The organism is Litoribrevibacter euphylliae (genome assembly GCF_042646085.1).
GTDB classification, from domain to species: domain Bacteria; phylum Pseudomonadota; class Gammaproteobacteria; order Pseudomonadales; family Litoribrevibacteraceae; genus Litoribrevibacter; species Litoribrevibacter euphylliae.
The window spans coordinates 1,028,118-1,054,739 of record NZ_JBHRSZ010000004.1 but is presented as its reverse complement, the minus strand read 5'-3'; the positions used below and the strand labels follow the sequence as shown (position 1 = coordinate 1,054,739).

Below are 26,622 nucleotides of genomic sequence, written 5' to 3'. Positions count from 1 at the left end.
AACGTCGTGTTGTCGACAATATCACTATTCTCAGTATAAAAATGATCGATTTTTTTAGCATTTGACTCATTTTGTTGACAGGAAGGGCTTTTTGTCTACAATTCAACATCAATTACTGTATTTAAGAGCAATTGATTGATGAATAATCCTGAAGTTGTCAACAATCTAACACTGGCCGAGCAAGTGCTAACGAAGGTTCAGGAAGATATCGTCACCGGAGATATTGCACCTGGGACGAAAATTTCCGAGTCTGCTTTAGCCTCTAAATATGGCGTCAGTCGTGGGCCTCTTCGAGAAGCCATCTCTCGCCTGGAATCCAGAGGGCTTATCGAGCGAGCTCCCAATGTAGGAGCGCGCGTTGTTTCTCTCTCTCATCGTGAACTAATCGAGTTGTATCAAATTCGTGAGAATCTGGAAGGTCTTGCGTGTCGATTGGCTGCAGAGAAAATGACCTCAGATGAGATTGCTCAATTGGAAGCCTTGCTCCAAGAGCACCAGCAAGATAAAGACTTCAAAGACGGTACAGGTTATTACAAGCAACAAGGTGATCTGGATTTTCACTATTGCATCATTCATGGCAGCAAGAATCGGAAGCTCATTCATCTATTATGCGAAGAGCTTTATCACCTAATTCTCATGTACCGCCATCAATTCAGTGCCATTTCAACCAGTCAACTTTCCAGCCACCCAGAGAAAGCCTTCATACATCACAAACGTATTGTCGAAGCTATTGCAGATCGTGATGGCGAACTGGCTGAAATGCTCATGAAGAAACATATTCAACGTTCACGCAAAGCCGTGGAAACTTATTTTGATCAACTCACCGCAGGAGAAGCATGATGACAAGTAAATTGTCTCCGGGCGCCAAGTTCCGTAAAGCCATTGAAGAAAGTAACCCGTTACAAGTTGTAGGAACCATTAATGCCTATACCGCTTTGATGGCGGAGAAAGTAGGGCACCAAGCAATTTACTTATCCGGTGGTGGTGTTGCTAATGCTTCGTATGGGTTGCCTGATTTGGGAATGACCAGCTTGAATGACGTGATTGAAGACGTTCGTCGTATCACATCGGCCTCTGAGCTGCCGTTATTGGTGGACATAGATACAGGCTGGGGCGGCGCATTCAATATCGATCGTACAATTAAGCAGATGGAAAAAGCGGGCGCAGCGGCTGTTCACATTGAAGATCAGGTTGCACAGAAGCGTTGTGGTCACCGTCCAAACAAAGAGATCGTTTCTAAAGATGAGATGGTTGATCGAATTAAAGCTTGTGTGGATGCCCGTACTGACGACAATTTCTTCATCATGGCTCGTACCGATGCGTTTGCTCAGGAAGGCCTAGAGGCAGCTATTGAGCGTGCTCAAGCATGCATCGAAGCGGGCGCTGACGGAATCTTTGCTGAGGCCGTTAATGAGTTGGAACACTATCGTGCATTCAAAGACGCCTTGAATGTACCAATTTTGGCTAATATTACTGAATTCGGTCAGACACCTTTGTATAACCGCTCTGAGTTAGCAGAAGCCGGGGCAGATATGGTGTTGTACCCGTTAAGCGCCTTCCGAGCAATGAATAAAGCAGCGCTGGCGGTGTATGAAAATATCCTTGAAAAAGGTGACCAGAAAGATGTGGTTGATCTAATGCAGACCCGTATGGAGCTGTATGATTTTCTTGGTTATCACGACTACGAACAAAAACTTGATGCGCTATTTGCACAAGGAAAGAATAAGTAAAACATTAAGTTAAGTAAATCTATTAAAGTGATTTATTGATAAGGGATACGTTATGGTTGATAAGAAATTAGGTGGCGCAGGTCTTCGTGGACAAGTAGCCGGTGAGACGGCGCTTTGTACTGTTGGTAAAACGGGCGCTGGTTTAACCTACCGTGGGTATGACATTACAGATTTGGCAAAAAATGCTCAGTTTGAGGAAGTTGCTCACCTACTACTCCGTGGGCATTTGCCGAATGCGCAAGAATTGGCAGATTATAAAGCGAAACTAAAATCACTGCGTGCCCTGCCAGAGGCGTTAAAAAGTGCGTTGGAATTAATTCCAGCGGATGCGCACCCAATGGATGTTATGCGTACGGGCTGTTCAATGCTTGGTAATCTTGAAGAAGAGAAAGACTTCTCTGAACAAGATGACCGAATTGACCGCATGCTGGCGTTATTCCCATCCATTATTTGCTACTGGTACCGTTTCAGCCACGATGGCGTACGAATCGAAACTGACACAGACGACGATTCAATCGGTGCTCACTTCCTGCATATGTTACATGGTAAGAAACCATCTGAATTGCATGAAAAAGTAATGCACGTTTCTTTGATTCTTTATGCTGAGCACGAGTTCAATGCCTCTACCTTCACCGCTCGTGTTTGTGCTTCGACTTTGTCAGACATCCATAGCTGTGTAACCGGTGCCATCGGTTCACTGCGTGGTCCACTGCACGGTGGTGCTAACGAAGCAGCAATGGAATTAATTGAGCGCTTCAAGACGGCTGACGAAGCTGAAGAAGGTTTGATGGGCATGTTGGCTCGTAAAGAAAAGATCATGGGCTTCGGTCATGCAATCTATCGTGAGTCTGATCCTCGTAATGTGATTATCAAACAGTGGTCAGAGAAACTGGCAGAAGAAGTCGGCGATACCGTTCTTTATCCAGTATCTGTTCGCTGTGAAGAAGTTATGTGGCGTGAGAAGAAATTGTTCTGTAACGCGGACTTCTTCCATGCGTCTGCCTATAACTTCATGGGCATCCCTACTAAGTTGTTCACGCCAATTTTCGTGATGTCTCGCGTAACGGGCTGGACGGCTCACGTTAAAGAGCAGCGTGCTAACAACCGCATTATCCGCCCAAGTGCTGATTACACTGGCCCTGAGTCGGCAGAATGGATAGCTATCGAAAATCGATAATTTGCTCATTTTTCGGGAGCCACAGCTATTGCTGCGGCTCCCAACTGATTAGCTTGAATCGTTCATTTATAGAACGTACTTAATAAAGAACGTATTTATAAAGAAATATATGGAACAACCATGAATTCTCAATACCGTAAGTCTCTTGAAGGCTCTAACCTAGATTATTTTGATACGCGCGCTGCCGTGAATGACATTCAGCCAGGTGCGTATGAAAAGCTTCCGTATACCTCTCGCATCTTAGCTGAACAACTAGTTCGCCGTTGCGAACCGGAAGCGTTAACCGATTCGCTAAAGCAGATCATTGAGCGTAAACGCGATCTGGATTTCCCTTGGTATCCTGCGCGTGTAGTGTGTCATGACATCCTTGGTCAAACAGCCTTGGTTGACCTTGCGGGTCTTCGTGATGCCATTGCAGAGCAGGGTGGTGATCCTTCTCAGGTGAACCCAGTGGTTCCAACTCAGTTGATCGTAGACCACTCGCTTGCAGTAGAACACGCAGGTTTTGATCCTGATGCGTTCGAAAAGAACCGCGCTATTGAGAATCGTCGAAATGAAGACCGCTTCCATTTCATCGAATGGACTAAAACTGCATTTAAAAACGTTGATGTCATTCCTGCCGGTAACGGCATCATGCACCAGATTAATTTGGAGAAAATGTCTCCGGTGATTCAGGCGCGTGACGGTGTAGCTTATCCTGATACCTGTGTAGGAACGGACAGCCACACGCCACACGTTGACGCACTAGGCGTGATTGCAATTGGTGTGGGTGGTTTAGAAGCTGAAACCGTGATGTTGGGTCGTCCATCTATGATGCGTCTTCCTGACATCGTTGGTGTTCGTCTAACAGGTAAGCGTCAACCGGGTATTACTGCAACCGATATCGTATTGGCGATCACTGAATTCTTGAGACAAGAACGTGTAGTTTCTTCTTATCTTGAGTTCTTCGGTGAAGGTGCACGTGACTTGAGTATCGGTGACCGTGCAACCATCTCCAACATGACGCCTGAATACGGCGCTACGGCAGCGATGTTCTATATCGATGAGCAGACCATTGATTACTTGAAGCTGACAGGCCGTGAACCAGAACAAGTCGCTTTGGTTGAGCAATACGCGAAAGAAACCGGTCTATGGGCAGACAGCTTAGAAGACGCTGAATACGAGCGTGTACTAGAGTTTGATCTATCCAGTGTGGTTCGTAACATGGCTGGCCCGTCAAACCCGCATCGTCGACTTCCAACATCTGATCTTGCTGCACGCGGCATTGCAGGTAAGTGGGAAGAGAAAGAGGGTGAAATGCCGGATGGGGCAGTAATCATTGCTGCGATTACCTCTTGCACAAACACCAGCAACCCAAGAAACGTGGTTGCAGCAGGCTTGGTTGCAAAGAAAGCCAACGAACTTGGCCTAATTCGTAAGCCTTGGGTGAAGACGTCGTTTGCTCCAGGTTCAAAAGTAGCAAAACTGTATCTTGAAGAATCAGGTCTTCTTCCTGAGTTGGAAAAGCTAGGTTTCGGTATCGTTGCTTATGCTTGTACAACCTGTAACGGTATGAGCGGTGCGTTAGATCCTAAGATCCAGCAAGAAATCATTGATCGTGACCTTTACGCAACTGCCGTGCTTTCGGGTAACCGCAACTTCGACGGTCGTATTCACCCGTATGCTAAACAAGCTTTCCTTGCGTCTCCTCCATTGGTTGTTGCCTATGCGTTGGCAGGAACGGTTCGTTTTGATATCGAACAAGATGCATTGGGTACAGATGCAAAAGGTAATGCTATTACGTTGAAAGACTTGTGGCCTTCTGACGATGAAATCGACGAAATCGTTAACCAACACGTTAAGCCAGAACAATTCAACCAAGTATACATTCCGATGTTTGATCTAGGTGCGATTGAAGAAGCAGAAAGCCCACTGTACGACTGGCGTGAGATGAGTACCTATATCCGTCGTCCTCCATATTGGGAAGGTGCGTTGGCGGGTGAGCGAGCTCTGAAAGGCATGCGTCCATTAGCGGTATTAGGTGACAACATCACAACGGATCACTTGTCTCCTTCAAATGCGATTCTTGCTTCAAGCGCGGCAGGTGAATACCTGGCTAAAATGGGCTTGCCGGAAGAAGACTTCAACTCCTATGCAACGCACCGTGGTGATCACTTAACCGCTCAACGTGCAACGTTCGCTAACCCTAAATTGTTGAACGAAATGTGTCGCGATGAAAATGGTGAAGTAATTCAAGGTTCGCTTGCTCGTGTTGAACCTGAAGGTCAACAAATGCGCATGTGGGAAGCGATTGAAACCTACATGAATCGCGAGCAGCCATTGATCATCGTTGCTGGCGCAGATTATGGTCAGGGCTCTTCACGTGACTGGGCGGCGAAAGGTGTTCGTCTTGCCGGTGTACAAGCCATTGTTGCCGAAGGCTTTGAGCGCATTCACCGTACAAACCTGGTTGGCATGGGTGTTCTTCCGCTTGAGTTTAAAGCCGGTGATACTCGTGAAACTTACGGCATTGACGGTACTGAAACCTTTGATGTAATTGGCGATATCAAGCCTCGTGCCGATCTTACCTTAATCATCAACCGTAAGAACGGTGAACGTGTTGAAGTGCCAGTAACTTGTCGTTTGGATACTGCAGAGGAAGTTACAGTGTACGCTGCGGGCGGTGTATTACAGCGTTTTGCTAAGGACTTTCTAAATCAACAGTAATGCTTAACCAGCAGTAATCATTAAAGCGATGCTATGCCTCCGATGATATTGGGTTTCCTCAATATCATCGGAAAGAGCAATTTCTGCTCTCTGGTGGTTAGCTCATCGCTGTTCATGCCTGTTTATAGTTCGTAATTTCAAGAGAATTATCTATGTCTTCAGTTCCTCAGATTAAAATCCCTGCGACTTACATTCGTGGTGGCACCAGCAAAGGTGTATTTTTCAGCGTTGAAGATTTACCGGAGGTTGCTCAAGTGCCGGGAGCAGCGCGTGACGCCATCTTACAGCGCGTCATTGGCAGCCCAGACCCATACGGAAAACAAATCGATGGCATGGGTGGTGCGACGTCAAGCACCAGTAAAACCGTTATTTTGGCAAAAAGTACTCAATCGGATCACGATGTTGATTACTTATTTGGCCAAGTGTCCATCGATAAACCGTTTGTCGATTGGAGTGGTAACTGTGGCAACCTGTCAGCCGCTGTAGGTGCGTTTGCTATCAGCAAAGGTTTAGTTGATCAGGATCGTTTACCTGAAAATGGTATTGCAACGGTACGTATCTGGCAGGCTAACATAAAAAAGACCATCATTGCTCATGTGCCGATGACAAACGGTGAAGTGCAAGAAACCGGTAATTTCGAGCTGGATGGGGTGACGTTTCCAGCGGCAGAAGTTCAAATCGAGTTTCTTGACCCGGCTGATGGGGAGGGGGCTATGTTCCCAACCGGAAATCTAGTCGATGACCTTGACGTGCCAGGTGTAGGTACATTGAAAGCAACCATGATCAATGCAGGTATCCCAACCATCTTCTTAAATGCAGAAGAGATTGGCTATACAGGTACAGAACTTCAGGAAGCCATTAATGGTGACCCTGCTGCGCTGGAACGTTTTGAGACGATTCGGGCTCATGGCGCAGTGCAAATGGGCTTAATCAGCGATGTTTCTGAAGCTGCAGCACGCCAGCACACGCCGAAAGTCGCGTTTGTCGGGAAAGCACAGTCTTATACCTCCTCAAGCGGTAAAGTGGTTGAGGCAGGCGACATTGATCTGGTTGTACGGGCTTTGTCCATGGGTAAACTTCATCACGCTATGATGGGAACGGCAGCCGTTGCTATTGGTACCGCAGCAGCGATTCCGGGAACACTTGTGAATTTGGCCGCTGGCGGTGGTGAGCGTACGTCTGTTACCTTTGGTCATCCTTCCGGCACCCTCAAAGTTGGTGCGGAAGCGGAGCAAAACAACAGCCAATGGACTGCAAAAAAAGCCATCATGAGTCGAAGTGCGCGCGTATTAATGGAAGGGTGGGTGAGAATCCCTGGAGATTCCTTTTAAACCTGTGCGTGCTTGAACAAGTTCATGCAATTCAAAACCTGGCCTATCGTGTCAGGTTTTTTTGTTTATACTGAAAGCTAATTACTTAGTGGGATAGATTATGGACTTGAAAATTCCGCCTTTAGTCATTTTATTGGTGTCTGCGTTGGCTCAAATAGAATTGGCAGATTATCTGCCAATTTATTCGTTTGGGACGCTACCCTTATGGATTCCCATTTTATGGTGCGCCATTGGATGCGTAGTAATGCTACTAGGGGTGGTTGAATTTCGTCGAAAACAAACGACAGTGAACCCAATGAAGCCCGACGAAGTGACTGCTTTAGTTACGAGTGGAATTTTTAAGTACACACGAAACCCTATGTATTTGGGTATGACCTTGGTGCTGGTTGGTGGCACGTTTTACTGGTCTGAAGTATCAACATGGATCGCTGTAATTTTCTTTATTGCCTACATTCATTATTTTCAAATCAAACCTGAAGAGCGAATGGTAGAGCAGAAGTTTGGTGAGAGTTTTCAAGCCTATAAGGCAAATGTACGTCGCTGGTTGTAACAGAGAGATTGAGACTTAGTAAGTAAAATTCGACGCTGATCGTTCTCGTTTGATGCTCTGATCTTCAAATTCCATCAATGCCTTTATATCTACATCATGTCCATGAGTCTTTAGCCAGTCATGAGCATGATCTAAATTACGCATTTGGGTAACACTATAACTCTCTGGTAAACAGTCTAATTTTGCTGTTATCTGTTTTAAGTAATGTTGCTTGATAAATGAATCTTCAAAAACATAAATGCATGAACGAAGCCCTTTATCAAAACACCATTTTATTAAACTCTGGAAAACAGTCATGCTCTCAGGCGTAGCTAACTCCCAGTCTCGCATGTCATAGACAACCGCCCAATCCTGATGAATGAGAGGGGAGACAACAGCTTTGTATTCCAAGGCATACAAGCGGGTGGTTTCTAGATTCCAACTTCCAAAGAACTTAACCAATAAGGTGTCCTTTGAATAGGATAACTTATAGGAGCCGTGACGTTTCATTTAACAGCGTTTTACTCTGCATTTCTTATCTAGACTAGCTGAAAATAACTCTATTGCTAAGGAACCTCTGACAACAACTATGATCGAGGATTAGAAAGGAATTACGAGCATTTTAATCAAATAGAAAGGGGACTTATTCAGTCCCCTATACCTCGTAAAGCTTTGCTTTGATGATATTCATCAGAGCGGAATTTTGTGGACTCCAGAAACACCTGTCATGCCATCCCACTGATCAGAACGGCCCTCTCGCCATCCGCATAGCCAATTGTGTCTCAGCACCGGGTTCTGGGGCGCCATATCTTTGGACTTACCCATCACTCCTGCGGTGTAACCCTTGTTGAAAGCTCGGCTTGCTTGATCGCGTTTCTGTCTTCTCATCTATTCTTCCCCTTTTGGTCTTATGTGATGAAAAGTTGTCTTTGAACCAAGTAAATAAAGCGACTTGGTATATTTAGTTTTACCTGTTCTGAACAAAGTGTTCTAGAAATATTTTGATCTTAGAAATAATTCTGTAATGAAGATTTAATATTTAGCAAATCGGAACTTTTTTGCTCAAGCGGGAATGGCCTGGTTTGAGGGAAGTCCAAGAGAGTTGAGAAAAACGAATGAACAAGTATAGTTCGTTTCTGACCATCAGATGAGCGGCAGCAACTTTTTTTAGTTAATTCGATGAGTGGAGTATAGACCACTTTTGCTTAAAGTTTTCTCATTAACGAGCTGATAACTAACATGGATTTTCTCCTACAAGAACCTTTTCTCTTCTCTGTCACTCTGTTCGTTGTGGGATGCATTGCCGGGTTTATTAATGTAATGGCCGGCGGTGGATCGGTTCTCACTTTAGGCAGCATGATCCTCATGGGCGTTGATCCTCAAGTCGCCAATGGCACCAATAGGGTAGCTCTGGTTGCAGAAAGCGTGTCGGCCATAATTGCGTTCAAGAAAAAACTAAAAAACGATGTATTTGAAAGTGTGAAGCTTTCACTCTGGACTATTCCTGGTGCGTTATTTGGGGCTTTTTTTGCAATCGAAATCCCTGACCAGTGGTTTCAACGTATATTAGTGCTCGTTATTATTTTTGTGATCATAACTATTCTCATTCCGTTGAAATTACCCGCTGAGAAATCTGAAAAGAACTATTCACCAGCATTCTATGCGTCTTTAATTTTTACTGGATTTTACGGTGGCTTTATCCAAGCGGGTATAGGCTTTGTAGTCATGATCTGCTTTCGGCAGTTAGCAGGTATGAAATTACTTGAAATCAATATCCACAAAGTCTTTCTGGTGTTGATTTATACGTTGCCGGTTCTCACTATTTTCATCTGGTCTGGCAATATCAACTGGACCTATGCTTTATGGCTGGGCGCAGGCAACTTTATAGGTGCATGGTGGTCAGCAAGTGTTTCAGTCAAACGTGGCGAGAAGGCAATCAAGGTGGTTGTTTCTGTGGCCATGATGATAATGGCCACAAAATTATTACTGGATACTCTGTAGACTGTTCACCCATCAGAGCTTAAAGCGTTTACTTTCTTCGATGCATGGTTGGTAACTGGGGCAGTCGATTATATGGTCCTGAACCATGCCCACGGCCTGCATGAAGGCATAACAAATGGTGCTACCAACAAAAGAAAATCCTTTCTTCTTCAAGTCCTTGGACATCGCATCCGATTCAGGTGAAGTTGTAGGTATTTCGCTCATTGATGTCCATTCATTGATGATAGGTTTATGGTTAACGAATGACCAAATGTATTGGGCAAACGATCCTAGTTCATTTTCAATGGCTAAATAACCTTTTGCGTTCTTGATGATGGACTGAACTTTCAGTTTATTTCTGACGATTCCTGAATCCTGCAACAAGGAATCGACTTTATCTTGATCGTATGTACTGATGATCTCAGGATTAAAGTCGTCATACGCTTTGTAATAACTGTCCTGTTTCCTCAAGATAGTTATCCAGCTCAAGCCAGCTTGTTGACCATCCAAACATAACTTTGCAAACAGATCTCGGCTGTCAGTAACCGGTCGGCCCCATACGTTATCGTGATAATCCATATACAGTGGGTCTGAGCCACACCAGTCGCAACGCTTCATGTAACTTTCCTTTGTAAATTCGACTTAACCGTTGGTTTCTTCAGGTGAGTAGCTTAACTCATTTGAAGCGTCATGGAAGAGGTTAGGATTTACGTGTAAAATAAATTCGTTTTATGTAGAAGCTAAAGGATATTTTCTCTGTGAATGTTGGCCGTATCGATTTAAATTTATTGGTTCATCTGGATGTACTGCTCAGAGAGAAAAATGTTACTAAAGCTGCAGAGCAGCTAGGCATTACGCAGCCGGCTATGAGTAATGGCCTGAAGCGCTTAAGAGAGCTTTTTCAAGACCCTCTACTTATCCGTACCTCTGAAGGTATGACCGCCACAGAGCGCGCTAAAGAGCTACAACCGCAAATTCGTGAAATTCTTTCTCGTGTTGATCAAGCGGTTCAGCCAATTGTGGATTTCCAAGAAGGCGAAAGCAACCGAGTCTTTCGAATCATGGCGTCAGACTACGCAGAATCTACGCTCATGCCTGAAATGCTCAAAGAAGTTCGTCAGAAAGCGCCAAACATCACTCTGGATGTATTAACCCCGAGTGACGTTAGCTTTGCTGATGTGGAGCAGGGGCGTGTTGATATGGCGATTAACCGTTTTGATCATCTTCCTCAGTCTTTTCATCAGAAAACGGTCTGGACCGATAGCTTTTCATGCATCATGAGCCCTGAAAACCCGATCATTAATGATTTCAACCTGAACAGTTATTTATCTGCCAAGCACATTTGGGTAAGTAAGACAGGGGTCGGAGTCGGGGTCGGAGTCAACCCAAGGCAGGTGCAGAAACTGGGATGGGTAGATGAAGCTCTGGCCAAGATCGAAAAGAAAAGAAATATCAGTGTCTTTACTCGTCACTACCAAATCGCCATTTTATTAGCCCAAGACAATGATTTGATTGCAACACTGCCAACCCGTGCTGTAGGGCTTAATACCAAACAAGATAAGTTGATTGTTAAAGAGCCGCCTTTTGAAATTCCTTCTTTCGAACTAAAAATGGCATGGAGCCCGTTACTGCATAGTAATCCTGCGCACATTTGGTTGCGAAATCTGATTACTAAAGTTGCAGAAAAAGTGGAGCAATAATCTCTCTATATAGCGAAGAATGGAAAAAATATGAGGGGAATTTGGAAGGGGTGGTAATTTTGGCAGGAATCCTAGCGAGTGCCTGTGGATTCTTGCCAACGTTGATTGCTGCTTTTGATCGTTCACTCCGCAGCGGAGTTTGTTACGTTACTTCGAAGATTCACTAATACAAACGTTTCTTTTCGGCTTAGTAACACGACCATAGCAGATGATGCCATTACGCATAGTTGCCTCCTTGGTTATCAATATTCCAATGTAAACCTAAATGATTACACTTTTATTATCGTCTATTTTTTCAACTTCTATAGACTAACTTTTGCTGTAGAAGTTCAATTTATCAACTATTTGCTCTCATTTCCTCAGTAAAACCTTCAAATTTCTCCTAAAATTGATCTAAAACAAGCCATTAATAAGACAAAGGAATGACTAATGACTCAACAATCAGGCGCCATGGAGGATCACTTATATACCTACCTACTAGAAAAAGGGACTAGAGAAGAACCTCTGCTTCGCAACTTGAGAGACGAGACAGCTAAAGATCCTATGGCGAGAATGCAGATTTCGCCAGAACAAGGGCAGTTCATGAAGTTCATGGTTTCTTTGCTCCAGCCACGAAAAATTGTTGAAGTGGGTACATTCACTGGTTATAGCAGTTTGTGCATGGCTTTAGCATCTGATGATTCTTGCCTTATAACCACCTGTGATCTTGATGAAAATTGGACATCCGTTGCGAAACGATATTGGCAACAAGCAGGCGTAGACCACAAAATTCATTTAAAACTCGGTCAAGCGCTCGATAGCCTGGATGAGCTCCTAGAAACAGGCCATACAGGGTCCTTTGATCTTGCCTTTCTGGATGCAGATAAAGAAAACTATCCCGCGTATTACGAGAAATTAAAGAAGTTACTAAAACTCGGTGGCGTGTTATTCATTGATAATGTGTTCTGGGGTGGGAAAGTGGCCGACCCGACTGATAACACCGAGCCAACCCAAGGTGTTCGAAAGCTAAATGATCTATTGCATCAGGATGTAGACATGGAGATTTCGATGATACCAATTTCTGACGGTCTAACATTGGCTAAAAAGATAAGATAATCAAATACATGGATATAAAAGTTGATAAACTACTTCAAAGCTATCTAGCCGCTTTTATTTGCTCAAAACGTTTGAGATTGCTTCGCCATAGCTTTTCAGAGGCCTGCCGTAAAATCAGTCGAAAAGGCCATCACGCCAGTTTCTATTTTGATCTGGAAGATCCATATTCGTATCTGCTCCTCCCCGTCATTGAAGAGCTTGAACAGGCTTTCAAGATAAGCTTTGATGTCCATGTTGTGGCACCAAGAGATCCAATGTATATCCCTGATTCCGATGCTTTGGAACGATATGCATTGGTGGATGCTGGATACCAGGCTCAAGCTTGGGGACTTGAGTTCCCAACACTGATCCCAAGTCAGAAACGACTCAAGACTGATGCACTAAGAATATTACTACAACCAAGAACAACAACTGCCGAGTGGTTACAACTTGCCAAACAAACCATGGATGCCTATTGGCACGGGGACTTCCCAACAATTCATAAATTGCTTCAGCACAACAAAACGCTTGATGCATTTGATGTAGCCGCCAAGTTAAGAGAAAACACAGAGGCGTTTTATAAATCCGGATTTTATATGGCGGCTTCAATTCATTATCGAGGTGAATGGTATTGGGGATTGGATCGCATCTATTTGCTCAGAGATAGATTAAAGCGCTTTGCCGCTCAAGAACACCAAACCCGCTTATATCCTGACTGGGGTAGGGTAAGGGTGCCATCACGCCCCCAAGATAAGGTAGATTTCTATTTCTCTTTCCGAAGCCCGTATTCTTACATAGCCATAGCAAGGTTATTTAAAAATCAGACTGATTACCCCCTCGAGCATATCAATCTTAAACCTGTTTTACCTATGGTTACTCGGGGCCTCCCCGTGCCTAAAGCCAAGAAAATGTATATTTTGCAAGATGCAGCTCGTATTGCACATTTTGAAGACATTGATTTTGGGAGAGTATGGGATCCTTTAGGGAAAGGGGTCGCGCAAGCCTTAGCCATTTTTCACAACACACCAGTAAATCAACAGTTGGCGGTATCCTATCGCTTAATGCATGACATTTGGTCTCAAGGACAAGATGTATCTTCTGATGCTTACCTCAAACTAATTGCGTCTGAGTTCAAACTGCCAATTGATAAAATTCACCACTCAAAAGCATCGAAATCGTACGAACACGATGCAGAAACAAACCGTAAAGCACTTGGTCGACTCGGCTTATGGGGCGTCCCATCATTCAGTAAAGGGAAATTAGTGGCCTGGGGCCAAGATCGAATGCCGCTGATTTTTGAAAAGGCGTTTTAATGATTTAATTAAAAGCCATCAAAAAAAGACCACAAACGAACGAGTTATACTGTGATTAAATCTCTTACATCTCTGCACATTAACCACTTTTCTCAATCACTGTATTCAGCCCAACAAACCAGGGATATAGATAAATTAGCAATAGAACAACTCTATCAAGGCAATGGATACGCTTTGATGAAGAAAGCCGGGTACGCTCTTTTTCAGTTTGCATCCTCTCTCTATCCAGAAAAATGCCATTGGTTAATTTTTTGTGGGAGGGGCAATAACGGGGGAGATGGCTACGTAGCTGCCACTTTGGCTAAAGCTCATGATATCGACGTTACTGTCGTTCAGATCGGCGAAACAGAGACTCTCTCGGAAACGCTTCAAGGCGAAGCATTACACGCCTTTAAAGATCTAAATAAACATAAAAATACCCGTATTATCTCCTTTGAAAGCTTTAAGAGCTCCAGTATCACAACAGATGATGGGAGCTACTTAATTATTGACAGTATGTTAGGAACGGGGTTGGCTGGAGAAGTAAGAGGTGAGTATCAGAAAGCAATTGCATGGATAAATCAGTCTAATCACCCAACCATTGCCGTTGACATACCCTCTGGCTTATCCGCGGATACAGGTCGTCCATTGGGTACAGCAGTCCAGGCGGATCACACAATCACCTTTATTGGAATTAATAAGGGACTGGTTACCGGGCAAGCAAAGAATTATACAGGAACACTATCTTATGATGAGCTGGGTATAGGCTCAGACATTAAATCACAGGTGGATTCTCTTATGTGCTTACTGAGCTCTGAATCCATAAAGTTAAACCTATTCAAACGACGCGCGGCTGATCATAAGGGTAATTCTGGCCGGGCTTTATTTATCGGTGGAAGTGATGGTACCAGCGGTGCAGCACTATTAGCATGTGAGGCGTCATTAAAATCAGGCATCGGCCTGTTATCCGCTTTGGTAGGAAATAATGCTGTGACTCCAATGTTATCCCGATCACCAGAGGTTATGGTGAGAGGGTTTGAAAAAGACATAGAGAAGCAACTTCCTGATTTACTGGAACCTGCTAATGCAGTTGCGATTGGCCCAGGCTTATCAACCGCTGGCCATGCTAAACGATTACTGACTGACGTGTTAAAGACCGGCAAGCCAACCATCATTGACGCCGACGGACTAAACCTAATCGCTATGCATCCCGAAATTTGGCAGCAGCACGGCCATGGCAAGTGTATTCTTACGCCGCATCCCGCTGAAGCAGCAAGACTGTTGGAGTGCAGTGTTGAGGAGATTGAATCTGATCGATATTTATCGATCACAAAACTGGTTGATCAATTTCAATGCACTGTATTACTTAAAGGCAGTGGAACGCTTATTTCCAATAACAGCAACAATATTTATATATGTTATCTAGGCAATGAGGCTATGGCATCTGGAGGTATGGGAGACGTACTTTCGGGTTTGATACTTTCCTTTTTAGCGAAGTCTCAAGACTGTATTGAGAGCACTAAATATGCGGCTTTTATTCATGCCATGGCGGGAGAGTCTGCGTCGCAACAAGGCATTATCGGATGCTTACCAACGGATGTCATTTCCGCTTCGAAATTGATCATAAACGAAACACTAGAAAAAATAGCCACTTAGAATGCACTTTTCAGACCTTGCCATTTTAATGACACTGTTCTTTAATCCAACCTACATAAAAAACATAAAGTATTATAAAAAATCTAGAAGGGTGGATAACGATGGATATAACAATCTATCGCGCGGGCGAAGAACTGTTTCTGAAGGCGCAAGCCAATGTCTTTCGAGTCATTGGTCGGACAACCAAAGAGTTTCGTTTTGAAACGGCTGAGGCATTACCAAAAGATGCCAAACAGCTTGGTGATCATCATATGTGGGCTATTGCTTCCAAGCTTCCCGACGAGCTAATCGTAACTGCTTGACCCATTTGTAATAATATGTAACTTTACATACAACTTTCTCATTACTAACTATCCGAAGATTTAAGTATGCCGTTGATTGTTTTAGGCTCTTTTTTATTAGGCGTTCTGATTGCTTGGGTTATCCTGAGCCGGAAATATCAAACCCTACTACAAGACACCCTTAGAGATGCGACAAAGCATCTGTCAGATGAAATTACTGAACTGGAAAGTTCGGCTAAAGAATCCCAGCAAAAAATCGCTGACCTTGAATACACACTACGGGAAAAAGAGAAAGATATTGCTGCTTATAAAGGGCAACAGAGATAAAAAACATAACGATTGCAACTCATAAAAATAATAAAACTGGAATCACAATGCTTAAATTGTTTCGGGGTAAGAAGCGCTCAACGGTGCAAGAAGTCACTCTCGAAGTTTTAAATCAATTTAATCCGATAAATGCTCTAACTCAGCATCACAAGATACTTCTCACTGCAAAGACCAAGATTATCAACCTTAAAAAAGGGAAGTTGATCACTAAAGCGGGTTCAACTGATGATCTCCAGTACTACCTTTTGAGCGGCAAAGTTCTGTTAAAAGCTCAAGACGGTAAAACTAAAGTCATTTCATCTGGTAGCAGTGCTGCAACTCATCCCATCGCGAATTTACAGCCTCGCAGATACAATGTGTTCGCTAAAACCTCGGTACAACTACTGGTATTCAATAGAAACATCCTCAGTGATTACTTTGAGCAAGCCAAAGAAGTGCTGACTTCACAGCATACCCCTCAAGTTTATCGCCCAATTTTATCAACGACACCGCTTGATACCGCTGTCAAGGCCGTTCTTGATCATTTTGAACACGACATATCAACAGGGCGTTTTGTTCTTCCTAGCATCCCTGAGGTCGCGTCACAAATTGTTGATTCGTTAGATGATCCAGATATTAATGTAAACAAAGTAGCCAGGAAGGTCAGTCTGGATCCGGCCATTGCCATCAAACTAGTCAGTTGTGCTAACAGTCCGTTATTTAGAGGAATTCGAGAAGTTACTTCGTGTGAAGATGCAATCGTACGGATCGGGATGAAAACCACCAGAGATTTGATCAAAGTCTTTGCGGTGAGAGACCTATATCAATCCAAGACACCTGAAATCCAAAAGCGCCTTCGAGCACACTGGAATGTCAGTAAACAAGTGGCTGCCATTGCCTATATCCTGGCCCGTTTAAATCGCACGGTTAATCCCAACGAAGCCATGCTAGGTGGAGCAATACATAATATAGGCGTTGTTCCTGCATTGCTCTATGCAGAGCAAATGCCAGAAGTACTTGAGCGTTATCAACTGACCATTGATGAGTTCGTCAATAAAACCAAGACTCAAATGGGTGTCTACATGCTTAGACACTGGGAGTGGCCAGAGCAGTTAATTGAAGTGGTAGCTCACGCTGAGAATTGGTCATACCAATCAACCAATCAATCTATTGATATGACGGATATCGTGATTGTTGCAAATGCCCACCTAAACATTATTAGAAAGTTTCTTTCGTGCCCACCGTTACAAGAAATCTCGTCTTTTTCAAAGCTTGCGATAAAACTAGGCCTTACGCCTGAGAAGAGCATCCAGATTTTAGTGAATGCGAAGAAAGAAATTCAGTCAGTTACGTCAACCATCGCTTTTCCGAGCTAGCTCACGAAATTCTTACACAGCACTTTTTAGATCTTTGTCTATCCTTACATTAGGGTCAGAAGAGGAGTGCTTATGTTCTCATTCAGGAAGAAAAATGAGCCAATTACTGCTGTTAGCGCAAAAGCTACCATATTGGATCTTAAAAAGTTCAAACCACTTAGGGACATGGGGAAAAAACAGCTTGTTTTATTGGAAGCAAAGAATCAATTAAGGAAGTACAAAGAGGGTGAGCGAGTTCTTGAGAGGGGATCGACAAATAACGTCGAATATTTTCTGTTATCTGGATCGATCAGAAAAGTAGCGAAAGACGGTAAAGAAAAGATCATTAAGGCGAATACGCCGGATGCCGTTAACCCTGTGTCTCACCTTCAACCTCGACAATTTGATGTCTATGCGAACCCTGAATGCACTATGATCGAGATAGCATGGGATGTCATCGCAAAATTTTTTAGCCAATCACAGACTCAAACCCAAGCAGAAAGCCAGCCCTCTTATGTAGATCTAGGTTCCCCAACCCTGTTGAAAGATCTTATACAAAAGTTTGCAAGCGACGTAAAAACGGGAAAGTTTGTCTTGCCCAGCATGCCTGAAATTGCACAAAAGGTTGCCAAAATGGTTGAGGACCCTACGTCGAGTTCAGGTGAAGTCGCGAGAACGGTAGCTTTAGATCCTTCAATCGCAGTAAAACTGGTAAGTACAGCGAATAGCCCCTTATTTAAAGGCTCAAGGGACATCAATAGTTGTGAAGAGGCAGTGACTCGAATTGGATTTAAAACCACCAAGCAGCTGGTGCAACTCTTTGCCTTACGAGAACTGTTCTCGGCAAATAATAAAGAGATACGTAAACGCTTTAGAGCACACTGGGGTATATCCCGACGAGTCTCAGCCATTGCTTACATTTTCGCTAAATGCGTAAAAGGGATGGATGAGAACGAAGCATTACTTGGTGGGATTGTTCAAAACATCGGCGTTCTACCTGCACTGGTTTATTTAGACAGTATCCCTGGGCTTCTGGAAAGTGATCTGATTGACATTGATGAATTCATTAATAAAACGAAAAATGTCATGGGCGCTTATATGCTTAAAGAATGGAAGTGGCCCAGGGAATTGATTGAAATCGCAGCGCATGCGGAAGATTGGAACTATCAGCCGGATGCTGAAAAAATCACAATGACTGACATTTTGATTTTGTCTGAGGCACACCTGAACATCATTCAGAAGTTTTTAGTTAATTGTCCACCTCTTCCAAATATCAGCTCTTTCAGTAAGTTAGCTCATAAACTTCAACTAACACCTGATAAAAGTATTGAAATCATTTCAGCGGCTAGGAATGAAATTTCAGCCGTTGAGTCCTCTCTGTTGATGCCAAATTAGGCAGTGTCACCCAATAAAAAAGCCCCAACCTGGGGCTTTTCTGATTCAGATAGTAAATAAATCTTGGCCACTTAGAAATCTGCTTTAAGCGCCAAGTATGGACCGGAAAGTGTTATATCAAACTCATAATCGTCAAGATCATCTGCGTCGATCACAAAGTGACGATAACCAAGTTCACCGCCAATAAATTCCAATGGCATCCAGCCAATAGCTGCTTGTGCATCGTAGGTTGTTACATCGTCAATAGACAAACCGTTGACATTCACATTGGCGTAAACATTCGTTAGTGGTAAATCAAACTGAGCATTTGCGTACAACAAGGGAATTGGTGTCTCAAAACCTACATTAGAATCAACTGTGCCTGTACTGTCTTCTACAGCGAGATCAATATCCAAATAACGAACCGTTAAACCTACGTCAGCTTGCACCCAGTTATCCAACAACTCGTAGTACATGGTGAAATCGTACATTTTGGTTTCGAAGTCGGTAGTAATATCAGTATTCGCTACGAAAGTTGTTCCATCAAAGGTGATGGTTTCAGATAGCGTATTATCTTCATTGGTATCAATACTTAGGTAAGCCAACTTAACATTTGGAAGCAGAGGGATGGGATGTTCAAAAGCAACCTCAGCAAAACCAATTGTTTCACCATCGAACCCTAGATCATCTTCAATATCTACAAGGGTGCCACCGCTGTCTGTGTCTGTATAGTCACCAGAATAATCCATACCCCACACACCAACACGCCCATGAACACCTAAAACGTCTGCTTGAACAAATGTAGAAGAAACTGCCAAAGATGAAGCCAGTAGGCCCTTAATAAGAAGTCCTTTAGTGGTCATTTTTTATCTCGCTTGTTTGTATTTTTTTAATATTCTAGACGCTATATCGTCTTCTTTGTAATCCAACTTAACTTTTAATTGTATCTATTTGTTTCATATAGAAATATGAAGAGCGTTTATTCTTAGTTAAAAAGTACATAACTAAGAGGAAAGAACAATAAAATCATGAATAAGAATAAATTCACCGATATTATTGAAGCAGTGTTATTAGACAACCACAGTGAAATACTACTTGTTGGATGAGGTAGATAGGTCACTGTAGCTTACCACCCGATTACGGCCAGCATCTTTGGCGTAATACAGAGCTTTCTCCGCAGCGCTTATCATTGACTCAGCATCTTTCGCAGTATCACTCATCAGTGCTAGGCCTATACTGCATGTTATGTGAAAGCTCTGATTTGCTGATACAAACTCTAACTCAGAAATGTCTGTACGCAAGCGTTCAAGAAAGTTTCTGGCAGATTCCTCACTGCATACCGATAAGACGATACAAAACCTTTGGCCAGCTAAACGCGCAAGCGTGTCTGTTTCCCTGACAGCCTCTTTCAGTAAGTTCGCTAATCGTATTAAGACATCATCACCCACCTCATGACCCCAGGCTTTATTAATGGATTTAAAATTATCAATATCAATCAGAATACAAGCCAGAGGCGTGTTATATCGTTGAGCTCTTTGGATTTCCTCTATAAGCCGTTCTTGTAAATAACGGCAATTATAGAGATGGGTTAGGGGGTCTCTGACGATTAACTGCTCAAGTTTTTTATTCGCATCTACCAGTTCTTTGGTTCTTAAATCCACTTTAGTTTGTAGATTTTCATTTAGATCTTTCAGCGCCTGAATCATATAACTAAAATGTGTCGTCAATTCTTTTACTTCATGCCATCCACCAGTAAATGGTGGGTGTTCGAACGACCCCTTAGCAACGACATCAATGTGCTTTTTGAGTCTTTCAATAGGGCTTGAAATGTACACAGAGAGCACAACCCCAACAAATACCGAGAGTAAAATGATGACCAACTCTGCAACGTAAATGAAGAAAGCGTTCTCATGAACCATTTGATTCACTTCTTCTTCGTTTATCTTTGCAACAATCCCCCAATCCTGCTCTTTGATATAACGAGTAGACGCTAAAACAGGGGTACCCGTGTAATCCGGCGCGTAACTCATGACGATCTCATTGCCCAAAAGCGCCTGAATAATAGGAATATCAAGCCGATTACGATCAATCTTCCGCTTAAATGCCGCTTTATGGTCGTACTTAAGCGGTACAACAAAAAGCGCATCCCCAACTTCATCTCGCACCGCAATTAACCATTCCCCGGTCTGTCTGAGACCGTTTCTGTCCCTCACTAAGTTCGTTATGACATTGGCAAAAAAAGCTACCTTCAGATAACCAATAATTTCATGATTAAGAGAAAGAGGGGAAACATTTACGATTACCAAGGTATCGTTTTCCATTTCAAGCGAGATGTTATTCTGGTTCAATTTTGCTAAATCAAGTGAAGGTATAACCTGATGAGTAGGCGTCGTGGTGACAAGCTGACCTCTAAGATTAAATACTTGAATATCCTTAAGGTGACTAAGACCGAATTTAGCATCATTAATGATCTTTGTTAGTTTACTCCTGTGCTCTTCGGCTCCTGTCTCATTCCACTTAGCCAAACTGATTCTCATTTGGGTGCGACTCGAAATTAGCGCCGTATTGTCTTTAATTCGATCAACCACTGAAACAATTCGTTGTTTTGCGACAAGAGAGAGGGAGGAGATATGCTCTTCAAATAACTTTCTGTGATGCTCACCGGTATACTGATTTAAAAACTGTAAACCAATAAACAGTGGAATAGCCGCAAGAATAACAAAGACAACTATGAGTAAATGCTTAAGCTTCATTGGGGATTATCCCGACCAAATGAATATTTACTTAATAGTGTTCAAGTATAGACGTTCTGACATGCAGTGAAGATTAGCAAGGAAGTTAGAAGAAAAGGCCTAGTTCCAGGTCGAATTTCATGATGAGGTTATCGTAGGGGTACCAAATGCCAACGTTCGATAAGATATTTATGAAGAGGATAAGATCTTCTTACGATACTCAGTCGGTGTTGCACCAGTGTAATTCCTAAATGCCCGAGTAAAGTTGGCAGCATCGGTATAGCCCAATTCTTGAGCTATCTGACTAATACTGAATTTGTCTTCCTCAAGAAGATATTTGGCTTTTAACGTAAGAGTCTCGTTCGCAATGTCACGAAAGCTGGAACCTTCTCGCTTTAACAAGCGGTGTAGCGTTCTGACGCTGATAAACAATTCTTTGGCGATTTCTTCCTGTGTCATTTGAGTTTCCCCATGATGATGCAGCAATCGACGCTGAATGCCCGAAGTAAGGCTTCGATCAAGTGTCGGGAGTTGCTCCATTAATTCATCGCACTGTTTGATGCTCATGTTGAATGAGACTTGATTGGCTAAAGGCAGGGGGAGGTTCAGTACATCGGATGGAATAAAAATCTGATTATGAGGGCATTCCCCAATGATGTCTGCGTCCATCATTTCTGAAAATGCCAAGTGATAAGGCTCAAGTTTATGTTTAACTTCAAGCCGCACCTTAGGCATTTTATCCAATAACACAAACTGAGCCATGGTATATAAGCTAGCTAGAGACGCTTCTAACAACGCCTTCCCGGCATTCGTCGAAATGGGGTAGGTGAGTTCAAGCTTAATGGCTGCAAAGTCGGCTTTTTCCTCAACCTGAATATCCAAAAGCGGCAATACAATTGGCATGTATTGATTGGCAATACGTAACGCATCTCGTGCCGTTGGGCTACTTAAAGCAGCGTAACCAACAATACCAAAGGCACTAAGATTCAGTTGAGCGCCATACTCCATGATCAGCAAAGGACGACAAAGCTGGTTGATGTTGCCAACCAGAACCTCTAATTGACTCACACTTACTTTGTAGTCTTCTGCACCCAGAGCGGATTCAGGAATCTGAGTTCCTAACAGGATCTCGGAAAGCTCTGCACCTTCGTCCATTGCTGTTTTTATCAGCTGCGGGAAGTACCTGAAATCAAAGACTTTATCGTTCGGGCCAAATCTAAACATCTCTACATAATACTATGGCACATAGAAATATGTAAATTATAGAGTATTGATTCTTCGGTCATTTATAACGACAGGGATACTGTCCGAAAATGATAGTTTCTTGGCAAAAACTGACCTGCTGACACCTGATGTTTACATGAAAATAGGAACAATCCGGACTCTTATCCCTGCATAAGCATCAGGATTTTTCTTTCCATGTAACGATTCATCTAACAGAAGTGAGGTGTGGTATGAGTGTTACTGATTCAACCATTGCTAAGACGCATTCTAAAACAGACATCCCATTAGTACAGCGCAAGGTTTCGTTCGATTATTCACAGACGCCTTTGCATTGGATTCCCGACGATCCCTACAGCAGTCATTTCATCAGTGTTATTCATACAATCTTGCCAGCTGGAGAGTTCTTTTTTTGTCGCCTCTATAACAAGGCACTTCCTTACATCGAAGATGAACAGCTTAGAGAAGACGTAAAAGGCTTTATTAAACAGGAAGCCATGCATGCAAGAGCGCACAGTGCAGGTCTGGCCGAATACCTAGAAGCTCACGGCCTTGATACAGAAGCATTTGTGAAAAAGGTAGAGTGGATTTTTGAACAGCCACTGAGTGACACGCCATTTGGGCGCAAGCTTCCTAAATCTCTGGAAAAGCGCTGGTTGGTTCTGAGGCTTGGTCTAATTGCAGCCATTGAACACTTTACATGTGTGCTTGGTAAATACGCCCTAGAAAACGAAAACTGGGATTTAAAAGACGCAGATGAAACCGTATTAGACATTCTACGCTGGCACGCAGCGGAAGAAATTGAACATCGCAATGTGGCTTTTGATGTCTACAAATACATGGGTGGAAACTACGTAGGCCGCGCCCCACAAATGGCTCTTATTTTTACAGGTTTAATGGGGCTTTGGACGATGGGCGCATCCCACTTAATGAAACAAGATCCCGTCATAAAGAAACGGAAAAGTCGTCTGATTAGTCGTTCTTTCTGGAGCGAGTGGAGCCAAAAAGCCAAGAAGGGCAGTTTACCTTCCTTTAGCTGGCTGGCAGTTCAATCTGCTCGTTATTTGTCCCCGAATTACAACCCAGCAACAGAAGCCGATACTCAACAGGCACTTGATTATCTGGCGCAATCTCCAGCAGCTCAAAGAGCTGAAGCATTTGCTTAAAAAGAAAAAACAATCGCCAACAACGTGATTCGACATAGGAGATAACATATGCAAAAGATAGACGACTTTAATCAACACGAACTTGATCGTTTCAAAGATGTACAAGCATTAGCATACGAATCTGTACAAGTTGTAGAAAAGCAGTTAACTGAAGGTATGACGGAGAAAGAGGCAGCGCAATTAATTAAGAACTATCTGGATGAACGCGGTGTCGACAGCTACCTTCATAAACCGTTTGCCTGGTTTGGAGATAGAACAGCGTTTACCGGCTTTTGGTCAGACTTCCATTTCTTCCCAACCAACCGAAAACTGGAAAAAGGAATGCCTGTTATATTGGATGTAGCGCCTACAGTAGGTGGTTATACCGCAGACATTGGTTATGCCTTATCATTCGGGAAACCAAATCCGGTTTTGGAGAAAATCCAAGCAACTCTAATAGAAATACGCGAATACATTCTTAAAGCAACACTCGCAGAGAAGACCTTTCAGCAAATCTATTTTGATGTGGATGAAATAATCTCTGATGCAGGATTCCGTAATGCCCATCAAGTTTACCCCAGACGTGTACTTGGGCATCGAGTAACCAAGACCCATCAAAGTATTTACGACAACTTATCTTTATTCGGATTCAGCAGTCGACAACTGCAATGGCTGGTTCCAGGGTTAGTGAAAGGTTTATTTCGCCAACCATCATCCCCCTTATGGAACGACCTAAAAGAGTCTGATCATCCACCTTTACCTGGAACCTGGGCAATTGAACCGCACCTGGCAAGCCAAGACGGTCAAGTGGGCGCCAAATGGGAAGAGATTTTAGTAATAACAGATGAAACCGCCTATTGGCTGGACGATAACGTTCCTCATTTGACTAAAATTAACACGGCATCTCTGAAGACAGTGGCAGCATAGAGAAGGGGGCTTAATGAAAGAATTAACAGTAACAAGTTATGATATTGAGTTATATGTACAAGTGCATGGCGACGCAAAACACCCAACGATTCTCTTTTTACATGGCTATCCTGACTGCCATAAAACCTGGAGCCATCAGGTTGATACGTTAAAAAAACGTTTCCAGGTTGTGACCTTCGATATGCGAGGCGTTGGCAACTCCACCTGGTCAGCTCAACGAACCGCGTATCGAATGAATAACATGCTGGCCGACATCGAAGCCGTTATCAATGAAGTCGTAGGTAAAGAAGGTAAGGTACATCTTGTTGGGCATGACTGGGGATCTGTCATTGGTTGGTCATTTATTTCAGAAGCCTACTACGCCCGAAGAGTGCTCTCATACACCAGCATGTCCGGCCCACATTTAACACTAATGTTAGATTGGGCACGAAGAAACCTTCTGTCGTTAGAACCTGGAAGAATGGCTAGCGCATTGAAGCAAGGGGTATTTTCCTGGTACGTGTACTTATTTAACATTCCGGTATTACCAGAAACCATATTCAAAACTATGGGCAAAACAATCTGGAAAACGGTACTTAAAAAGAACGGGGTCGCAGCCAATGACAAATATTTGGATGCCACTCAGGAAGACATCGAAAAGATTTGCCTTAACCCAATCAATTTGTATCGGCAAAATCCGTTGAACCCACCAAGTATGCCAAGCCCGAAAAGCATCACCACGCCAGTACAGTTGATCATTCCAAAAGAAGATAAATTCATTTCTGATCAGCTTTTTGAATTCTATGACGAGTATGTAGTCGACCTAACTCGACAATCCATTCAAGGAAAGCACTGGGCACACCATAGTCATAAAGAAGAGTTCAATCATCTCGTCGAGCAGTTTGTACATAACACACAAAAAGCTAAACCAGAGAAAAACAAAGTAGCTTAATCAATCTTTCGGACTGAGTTCTTTTTCTTCATAACTTAATAATAAAAGTCGGAAAAGAACTCAGTACAAAACTAATTTCCATACATTACACATTTCGGAATAGAGGGCTGGTCAGCCCTAGGTATAGTAATATTTCCACAACAAATACAATTTAACATAATATATATTATGCGCATACATTATAGTTTCTTGTTATCATTAGGCGCTTGAAAGCTTTTAATTGAACAATTGTTGAACAATTCAATAGCTAAAAACTATCAAGTTATTTCTTATTGAACTTAATAAGAACCACCCTTAGAGCTAATAAGTCTAAATAAAAAGCTCTAAAAGCACGGATTTAACAAGAAAAGGAATAATAAAAATGAAAATCACGAAGAGACACTACTGCCGCTTTAATGGAAATCTGATTGATATCGAATGGCTGGATAAGAAACGTGGACGAATGATTCAAACCGTTTCGCTTGATGATCTGGCCAATGCCTTAGGCATTTCTACACGCACACTGAATGAACGACTCAAGGACGATAGCTTTTCTGATAATGAGCTTTTTGTTATTGCTCTGAATTGCTGCGGTCGTTTGGATCAGTTTACGAATGATTGGGCTGGTTTCAGGATTAAAGACGGACTTCTAGAAACGCCGTTCGGTAAGCGTCTGCATCCTACTGAGATCGAGCAATACACGTTTTATATGAGTATCGCAGAATCGTACAAAGTTGAGTTGAGGAAGATTAAGGAAGAAAACAGTCACTTGCGTGATTTGTTGAGCAATTATGGCGCTGGCAAGGTTGTTGAGCTGCCGAATAGGAAAATAGGCTAATTTATCAAAAGCACCTTAACCGGTGCTTTTATCATCCACCACAGATATGCCTCGGAACCGTCTCACATGGATGTCTTGGGACACTTTCTACTGTGTCTAATCCATCATAATTAACAGGAAAATAAACACGCCCGTTTGACCACGCTACAAACGGCTTACCATTATCACCACCATAACTATCATCAAAATTCACCCATAATTCCTCGTTCGGGAGAGTACAGACAAACCCGTCTAATGAGTCTCCGTGTTTTGCTGCTTCTTGATTTATCATCTGTCGCCAGTTGGCCATGCTCTGCTCTCCTATTTTTCTCAATTTTACTTTCCAGACATAAAAAAAGCACCGCTTAGGGTGCTTTTA

The 26,622-nt window shown here is 43.0% G+C and carries 26 protein-coding genes; 19 read left to right on the top strand and 7 right to left on the bottom strand.

Going from position 1 to position 26,622, the window contains the following annotated elements; all coding sequences use genetic code 11:
• Positions 1–138 precede the first annotated feature (138 nt).
• The 6 genes from ACFOEK_RS12400 to ACFOEK_RS12375 all read left to right on the top strand — a co-directional run bounded on the left by ACFOEK_RS12400 (position 139) and on the right by ACFOEK_RS12375 (position 7,494).
• Entirely contained in the window at positions 139–840 is a 702-nt protein-coding gene (locus tag ACFOEK_RS12400; protein WP_386721328.1) for a GntR family transcriptional regulator, read from the top strand.
• Complete coding sequence (prpB, locus tag ACFOEK_RS12395) at positions 840–1,730, top strand: methylisocitrate lyase (RefSeq protein ID WP_386721547.1); 891 nt, start codon at positions 840–842, stop codon at positions 1,728–1,730. Before ACFOEK_RS12400 ends, prpB begins: the two co-directional genes overlap by 1 nt.
• Positions 1,731–1,782: 52 nt before the next feature.
• The gene (gene prpC / locus ACFOEK_RS12390; RefSeq protein WP_386721326.1) at positions 1,783–2,907 is read left to right on the top strand and encodes a bifunctional 2-methylcitrate synthase/citrate synthase; all 1,125 of its coding nucleotides are present in this window, start codon (positions 1,783–1,785) and stop codon (positions 2,905–2,907) included.
• A 120-nt stretch (positions 2,908–3,027) separates the two neighbouring features.
• Positions 3,028–5,613 carry a Fe/S-dependent 2-methylisocitrate dehydratase AcnD gene (acnD, locus tag ACFOEK_RS12385; RefSeq protein WP_386721323.1) on the top strand — a complete coding sequence of 862 codons (2,586 nt, stop codon included), beginning with the start codon at positions 3,028–3,030 and terminating at the stop codon, positions 5,611–5,613.
• Positions 5,614–5,765: 152 nt separating this feature from the next.
• A complete protein-coding gene (prpF, locus tag ACFOEK_RS12380; RefSeq protein ID WP_386721320.1) occupies positions 5,766–6,944 on the top strand; it encodes a 2-methylaconitate cis-trans isomerase PrpF in 1,179 nt (392 codons plus the stop codon).
• A gap of 100 nt (positions 6,945–7,044) precedes the next feature.
• Positions 7,045–7,494 carry a methyltransferase family protein gene (locus ACFOEK_RS12375; RefSeq protein ID WP_386721317.1) on the top strand — a complete coding sequence of 150 codons (450 nt, stop codon included), beginning with the start codon at positions 7,045–7,047 and terminating at the stop codon, positions 7,492–7,494.
• Positions 7,495–7,509: 15 nt separating this feature from the next.
• On the opposite strand, the gene ACFOEK_RS12370 is transcribed toward ACFOEK_RS12375, so the two are convergent.
• Positions 7,510–7,935 carry a hypothetical protein gene (locus tag ACFOEK_RS12370; protein ID WP_386721314.1) on the bottom strand — a complete coding sequence of 142 codons (426 nt, stop codon included), beginning with the start codon at positions 7,933–7,935 and terminating at the stop codon, positions 7,510–7,512.
• Between the two features lie 228 nt (positions 7,936–8,163).
• The gene (rmf, locus tag ACFOEK_RS12365; RefSeq protein ID WP_284381657.1) at positions 8,164–8,361 is read right to left on the bottom strand and encodes a ribosome modulation factor; all 198 of its coding nucleotides are present in this window, start codon (positions 8,359–8,361) and stop codon (positions 8,164–8,166) included.
• A gap of 351 nt (positions 8,362–8,712) precedes the next feature.
• On the opposite strand from rmf, the gene ACFOEK_RS12360 reads away from it, so the two are divergent.
• Positions 8,713–9,474 carry a sulfite exporter TauE/SafE family protein gene (locus ACFOEK_RS12360; protein WP_386721310.1) on the top strand — a complete coding sequence of 254 codons (762 nt, stop codon included), beginning with the start codon at positions 8,713–8,715 and terminating at the stop codon, positions 9,472–9,474.
• A 12-nt stretch (positions 9,475–9,486) separates the two neighbouring features.
• On the opposite strand, the gene ACFOEK_RS12355 is transcribed toward ACFOEK_RS12360, so the two are convergent.
• Entirely contained in the window at positions 9,487–10,071 is a 585-nt protein-coding gene (locus ACFOEK_RS12355) for a DNA-3-methyladenine glycosylase I (RefSeq protein WP_386721307.1), read from the bottom strand.
• A gap of 140 nt (positions 10,072–10,211) precedes the next feature.
• Here ACFOEK_RS12355 and ACFOEK_RS12350 point away from each other — a divergent pair, with 140 nt between their 5' ends.
• The 8 genes from ACFOEK_RS12350 to ACFOEK_RS12315 all read left to right on the top strand — a co-directional run bounded on the left by ACFOEK_RS12350 (position 10,212) and on the right by ACFOEK_RS12315 (position 18,512).
• A complete protein-coding gene (locus ACFOEK_RS12350; protein WP_386721304.1) occupies positions 10,212–11,153 on the top strand; it encodes a LysR family transcriptional regulator in 942 nt (313 codons plus the stop codon).
• Between the two features lie 429 nt (positions 11,154–11,582).
• Positions 11,583–12,248, top strand: coding sequence for a class I SAM-dependent methyltransferase (locus tag ACFOEK_RS12345; protein ID WP_386721301.1), 666 nt, complete (start codon positions 11,583–11,585; stop codon positions 12,246–12,248).
• Between the two features lie 8 nt (positions 12,249–12,256).
• Positions 12,257–13,540 carry a DsbA family protein gene (locus tag ACFOEK_RS12340; RefSeq protein WP_386721298.1) on the top strand — a complete coding sequence of 428 codons (1,284 nt, stop codon included), beginning with the start codon at positions 12,257–12,259 and terminating at the stop codon, positions 13,538–13,540.
• Between the two features lie 51 nt (positions 13,541–13,591).
• Positions 13,592–15,175, top strand: a complete 1,584-nt coding sequence (locus ACFOEK_RS12335) for an NAD(P)H-hydrate dehydratase (RefSeq protein WP_386721295.1) — start codon at positions 13,592–13,594, stop codon at positions 15,173–15,175.
• Between the two features lie 101 nt (positions 15,176–15,276).
• Positions 15,277–15,477, top strand: coding sequence for a hypothetical protein (locus tag ACFOEK_RS12330; RefSeq protein ID WP_386721292.1), 201 nt, complete (start codon positions 15,277–15,279; stop codon positions 15,475–15,477).
• A 66-nt stretch (positions 15,478–15,543) separates the two neighbouring features.
• Positions 15,544–15,783, top strand: coding sequence for a hypothetical protein (locus ACFOEK_RS12325; RefSeq protein ID WP_386721289.1), 240 nt, complete (start codon positions 15,544–15,546; stop codon positions 15,781–15,783).
• Between the two features lie 47 nt (positions 15,784–15,830).
• Positions 15,831–17,138 (top strand): HDOD domain-containing protein, encoded by a 1,308-nt coding sequence (locus tag ACFOEK_RS12320; RefSeq protein WP_386721286.1) that lies wholly within the window; start codon positions 15,831–15,833, stop codon positions 17,136–17,138.
• A gap of 72 nt (positions 17,139–17,210) precedes the next feature.
• Positions 17,211–18,512 carry an HDOD domain-containing protein gene (locus ACFOEK_RS12315; RefSeq protein ID WP_386721283.1) on the top strand — a complete coding sequence of 434 codons (1,302 nt, stop codon included), beginning with the start codon at positions 17,211–17,213 and terminating at the stop codon, positions 18,510–18,512.
• A gap of 71 nt (positions 18,513–18,583) precedes the next feature.
• Here the strand turns inward: ACFOEK_RS12315 and ACFOEK_RS12310 are convergent, their stop codons facing one another.
• The 3 genes from ACFOEK_RS12310 to ACFOEK_RS12300 form a co-directional block, all read right to left on the bottom strand.
• Complete coding sequence (locus ACFOEK_RS12310) at positions 18,584–19,354, bottom strand: TIGR04219 family outer membrane beta-barrel protein (RefSeq protein ID WP_386721280.1); 771 nt, start codon at positions 19,352–19,354, stop codon at positions 18,584–18,586.
• Positions 19,355–19,582: 228 nt separating this feature from the next.
• Complete coding sequence (locus tag ACFOEK_RS12305) at positions 19,583–21,244, bottom strand: sensor domain-containing diguanylate cyclase (RefSeq protein ID WP_386721277.1); 1,662 nt, start codon at positions 21,242–21,244, stop codon at positions 19,583–19,585.
• A gap of 168 nt (positions 21,245–21,412) precedes the next feature.
• A complete protein-coding gene (locus tag ACFOEK_RS12300) occupies positions 21,413–22,447 on the bottom strand; it encodes an AraC family transcriptional regulator (protein WP_386721274.1) in 1,035 nt (344 codons plus the stop codon).
• A 230-nt stretch (positions 22,448–22,677) separates the two neighbouring features.
• Between ACFOEK_RS12300 and ACFOEK_RS12295 the strand changes: the two genes are divergently transcribed.
• The 4 genes from ACFOEK_RS12295 (at position 22,678) to ACFOEK_RS12280 (ending at position 26,264) form a co-directional block, all read left to right on the top strand.
• On the top strand, positions 22,678–23,610 hold the full coding sequence (locus ACFOEK_RS12295; protein ID WP_386721271.1) for a metal-dependent hydrolase: 933 nt from the start codon (positions 22,678–22,680) through the stop codon (positions 23,608–23,610).
• A gap of 48 nt (positions 23,611–23,658) precedes the next feature.
• Positions 23,659–24,516, top strand: a complete 858-nt coding sequence (locus ACFOEK_RS12290) for a M24 family metallopeptidase (protein WP_386721268.1) — start codon at positions 23,659–23,661, stop codon at positions 24,514–24,516.
• A 13-nt stretch (positions 24,517–24,529) separates the two neighbouring features.
• The gene (locus ACFOEK_RS12285; protein WP_386721265.1) at positions 24,530–25,447 is read left to right on the top strand and encodes an alpha/beta fold hydrolase; all 918 of its coding nucleotides are present in this window, start codon (positions 24,530–24,532) and stop codon (positions 25,445–25,447) included.
• Between the two features lie 361 nt (positions 25,448–25,808).
• Positions 25,809–26,264: a hypothetical protein gene (locus tag ACFOEK_RS12280; RefSeq protein WP_386721262.1), complete on the top strand. Its 456-nt coding sequence runs from the start codon at positions 25,809–25,811 to the stop codon at positions 26,262–26,264.
• 31 nt (positions 26,265–26,295) lie between these two features.
• Here ACFOEK_RS12280 and ACFOEK_RS12275 read toward each other — a convergent pair whose 3' ends face one another.
• Positions 26,296–26,553: a hypothetical protein gene (locus tag ACFOEK_RS12275; protein WP_386721259.1), complete on the bottom strand. Its 258-nt coding sequence runs from the start codon at positions 26,551–26,553 to the stop codon at positions 26,296–26,298.
• Positions 26,554–26,622: the final 69 nt, after the last annotated feature.

What these genes read in the sequence shown, in the direction of transcription:
- ACFOEK_RS12400 (WP_386721328.1), top strand. Translation starts at nt 139, where the DNA reads ATGAATAATCCTGAAGTTGTCAACAATCTAACACTGGCCGAGCAAGTG.
- prpB (WP_386721547.1), top strand. Translation starts at nt 840, where the DNA reads ATGACAAGTAAATTGTCTCCGGGCGCCAAGTTCCGTAAAGCCATTGAA.
- prpC (WP_386721326.1), top strand. Translation starts at nt 1,783, where the DNA reads ATGGTTGATAAGAAATTAGGTGGCGCAGGTCTTCGTGGACAAGTAGCC.
- acnD (WP_386721323.1), top strand. Translation starts at nt 3,028, where the DNA reads ATGAATTCTCAATACCGTAAGTCTCTTGAAGGCTCTAACCTAGATTAT.
- prpF (WP_386721320.1), top strand. Translation starts at nt 5,766, where the DNA reads ATGTCTTCAGTTCCTCAGATTAAAATCCCTGCGACTTACATTCGTGGT.
- ACFOEK_RS12375 (WP_386721317.1), top strand. Translation starts at nt 7,045, where the DNA reads ATGGACTTGAAAATTCCGCCTTTAGTCATTTTATTGGTGTCTGCGTTG.
- rmf (WP_284381657.1), bottom strand. Translation starts at nt 8,361, where the DNA reads ATGAGAAGACAGAAACGCGATCAAGCAAGCCGAGCTTTCAACAAGGGT.
- ACFOEK_RS12360 (WP_386721310.1), top strand. Translation starts at nt 8,713, where the DNA reads ATGGATTTTCTCCTACAAGAACCTTTTCTCTTCTCTGTCACTCTGTTC.
- ACFOEK_RS12355 (WP_386721307.1), bottom strand. Translation starts at nt 10,071, where the DNA reads ATGAAGCGTTGCGACTGGTGTGGCTCAGACCCACTGTATATGGATTAT.
- ACFOEK_RS12345 (WP_386721301.1), top strand. Translation starts at nt 11,583, where the DNA reads ATGACTCAACAATCAGGCGCCATGGAGGATCACTTATATACCTACCTA.
- ACFOEK_RS12340 (WP_386721298.1), top strand. Translation starts at nt 12,257, where the DNA reads ATGGATATAAAAGTTGATAAACTACTTCAAAGCTATCTAGCCGCTTTT.
- ACFOEK_RS12330 (WP_386721292.1), top strand. Translation starts at nt 15,277, where the DNA reads ATGGATATAACAATCTATCGCGCGGGCGAAGAACTGTTTCTGAAGGCG.
- ACFOEK_RS12325 (WP_386721289.1), top strand. Translation starts at nt 15,544, where the DNA reads ATGCCGTTGATTGTTTTAGGCTCTTTTTTATTAGGCGTTCTGATTGCT.
- ACFOEK_RS12320 (WP_386721286.1), top strand. Translation starts at nt 15,831, where the DNA reads ATGCTTAAATTGTTTCGGGGTAAGAAGCGCTCAACGGTGCAAGAAGTC.
- ACFOEK_RS12315 (WP_386721283.1), top strand. Translation starts at nt 17,211, where the DNA reads ATGTTCTCATTCAGGAAGAAAAATGAGCCAATTACTGCTGTTAGCGCA.
- ACFOEK_RS12310 (WP_386721280.1), bottom strand. Translation starts at nt 19,354, where the DNA reads ATGACCACTAAAGGACTTCTTATTAAGGGCCTACTGGCTTCATCTTTG.
- ACFOEK_RS12305 (WP_386721277.1), bottom strand. Translation starts at nt 21,244, where the DNA reads ATGAAGCTTAAGCATTTACTCATAGTTGTCTTTGTTATTCTTGCGGCT.
- ACFOEK_RS12300 (WP_386721274.1), bottom strand. Translation starts at nt 22,447, where the DNA reads ATGTTTAGATTTGGCCCGAACGATAAAGTCTTTGATTTCAGGTACTTC.
- ACFOEK_RS12295 (WP_386721271.1), top strand. Translation starts at nt 22,678, where the DNA reads ATGAGTGTTACTGATTCAACCATTGCTAAGACGCATTCTAAAACAGAC.
- ACFOEK_RS12290 (WP_386721268.1), top strand. Translation starts at nt 23,659, where the DNA reads ATGCAAAAGATAGACGACTTTAATCAACACGAACTTGATCGTTTCAAA.
- ACFOEK_RS12285 (WP_386721265.1), top strand. Translation starts at nt 24,530, where the DNA reads ATGAAAGAATTAACAGTAACAAGTTATGATATTGAGTTATATGTACAA.
- ACFOEK_RS12280 (WP_386721262.1), top strand. Translation starts at nt 25,809, where the DNA reads ATGAAAATCACGAAGAGACACTACTGCCGCTTTAATGGAAATCTGATT.
- ACFOEK_RS12275 (WP_386721259.1), bottom strand. Translation starts at nt 26,553, where the DNA reads ATGGCCAACTGGCGACAGATGATAAATCAAGAAGCAGCAAAACACGGA.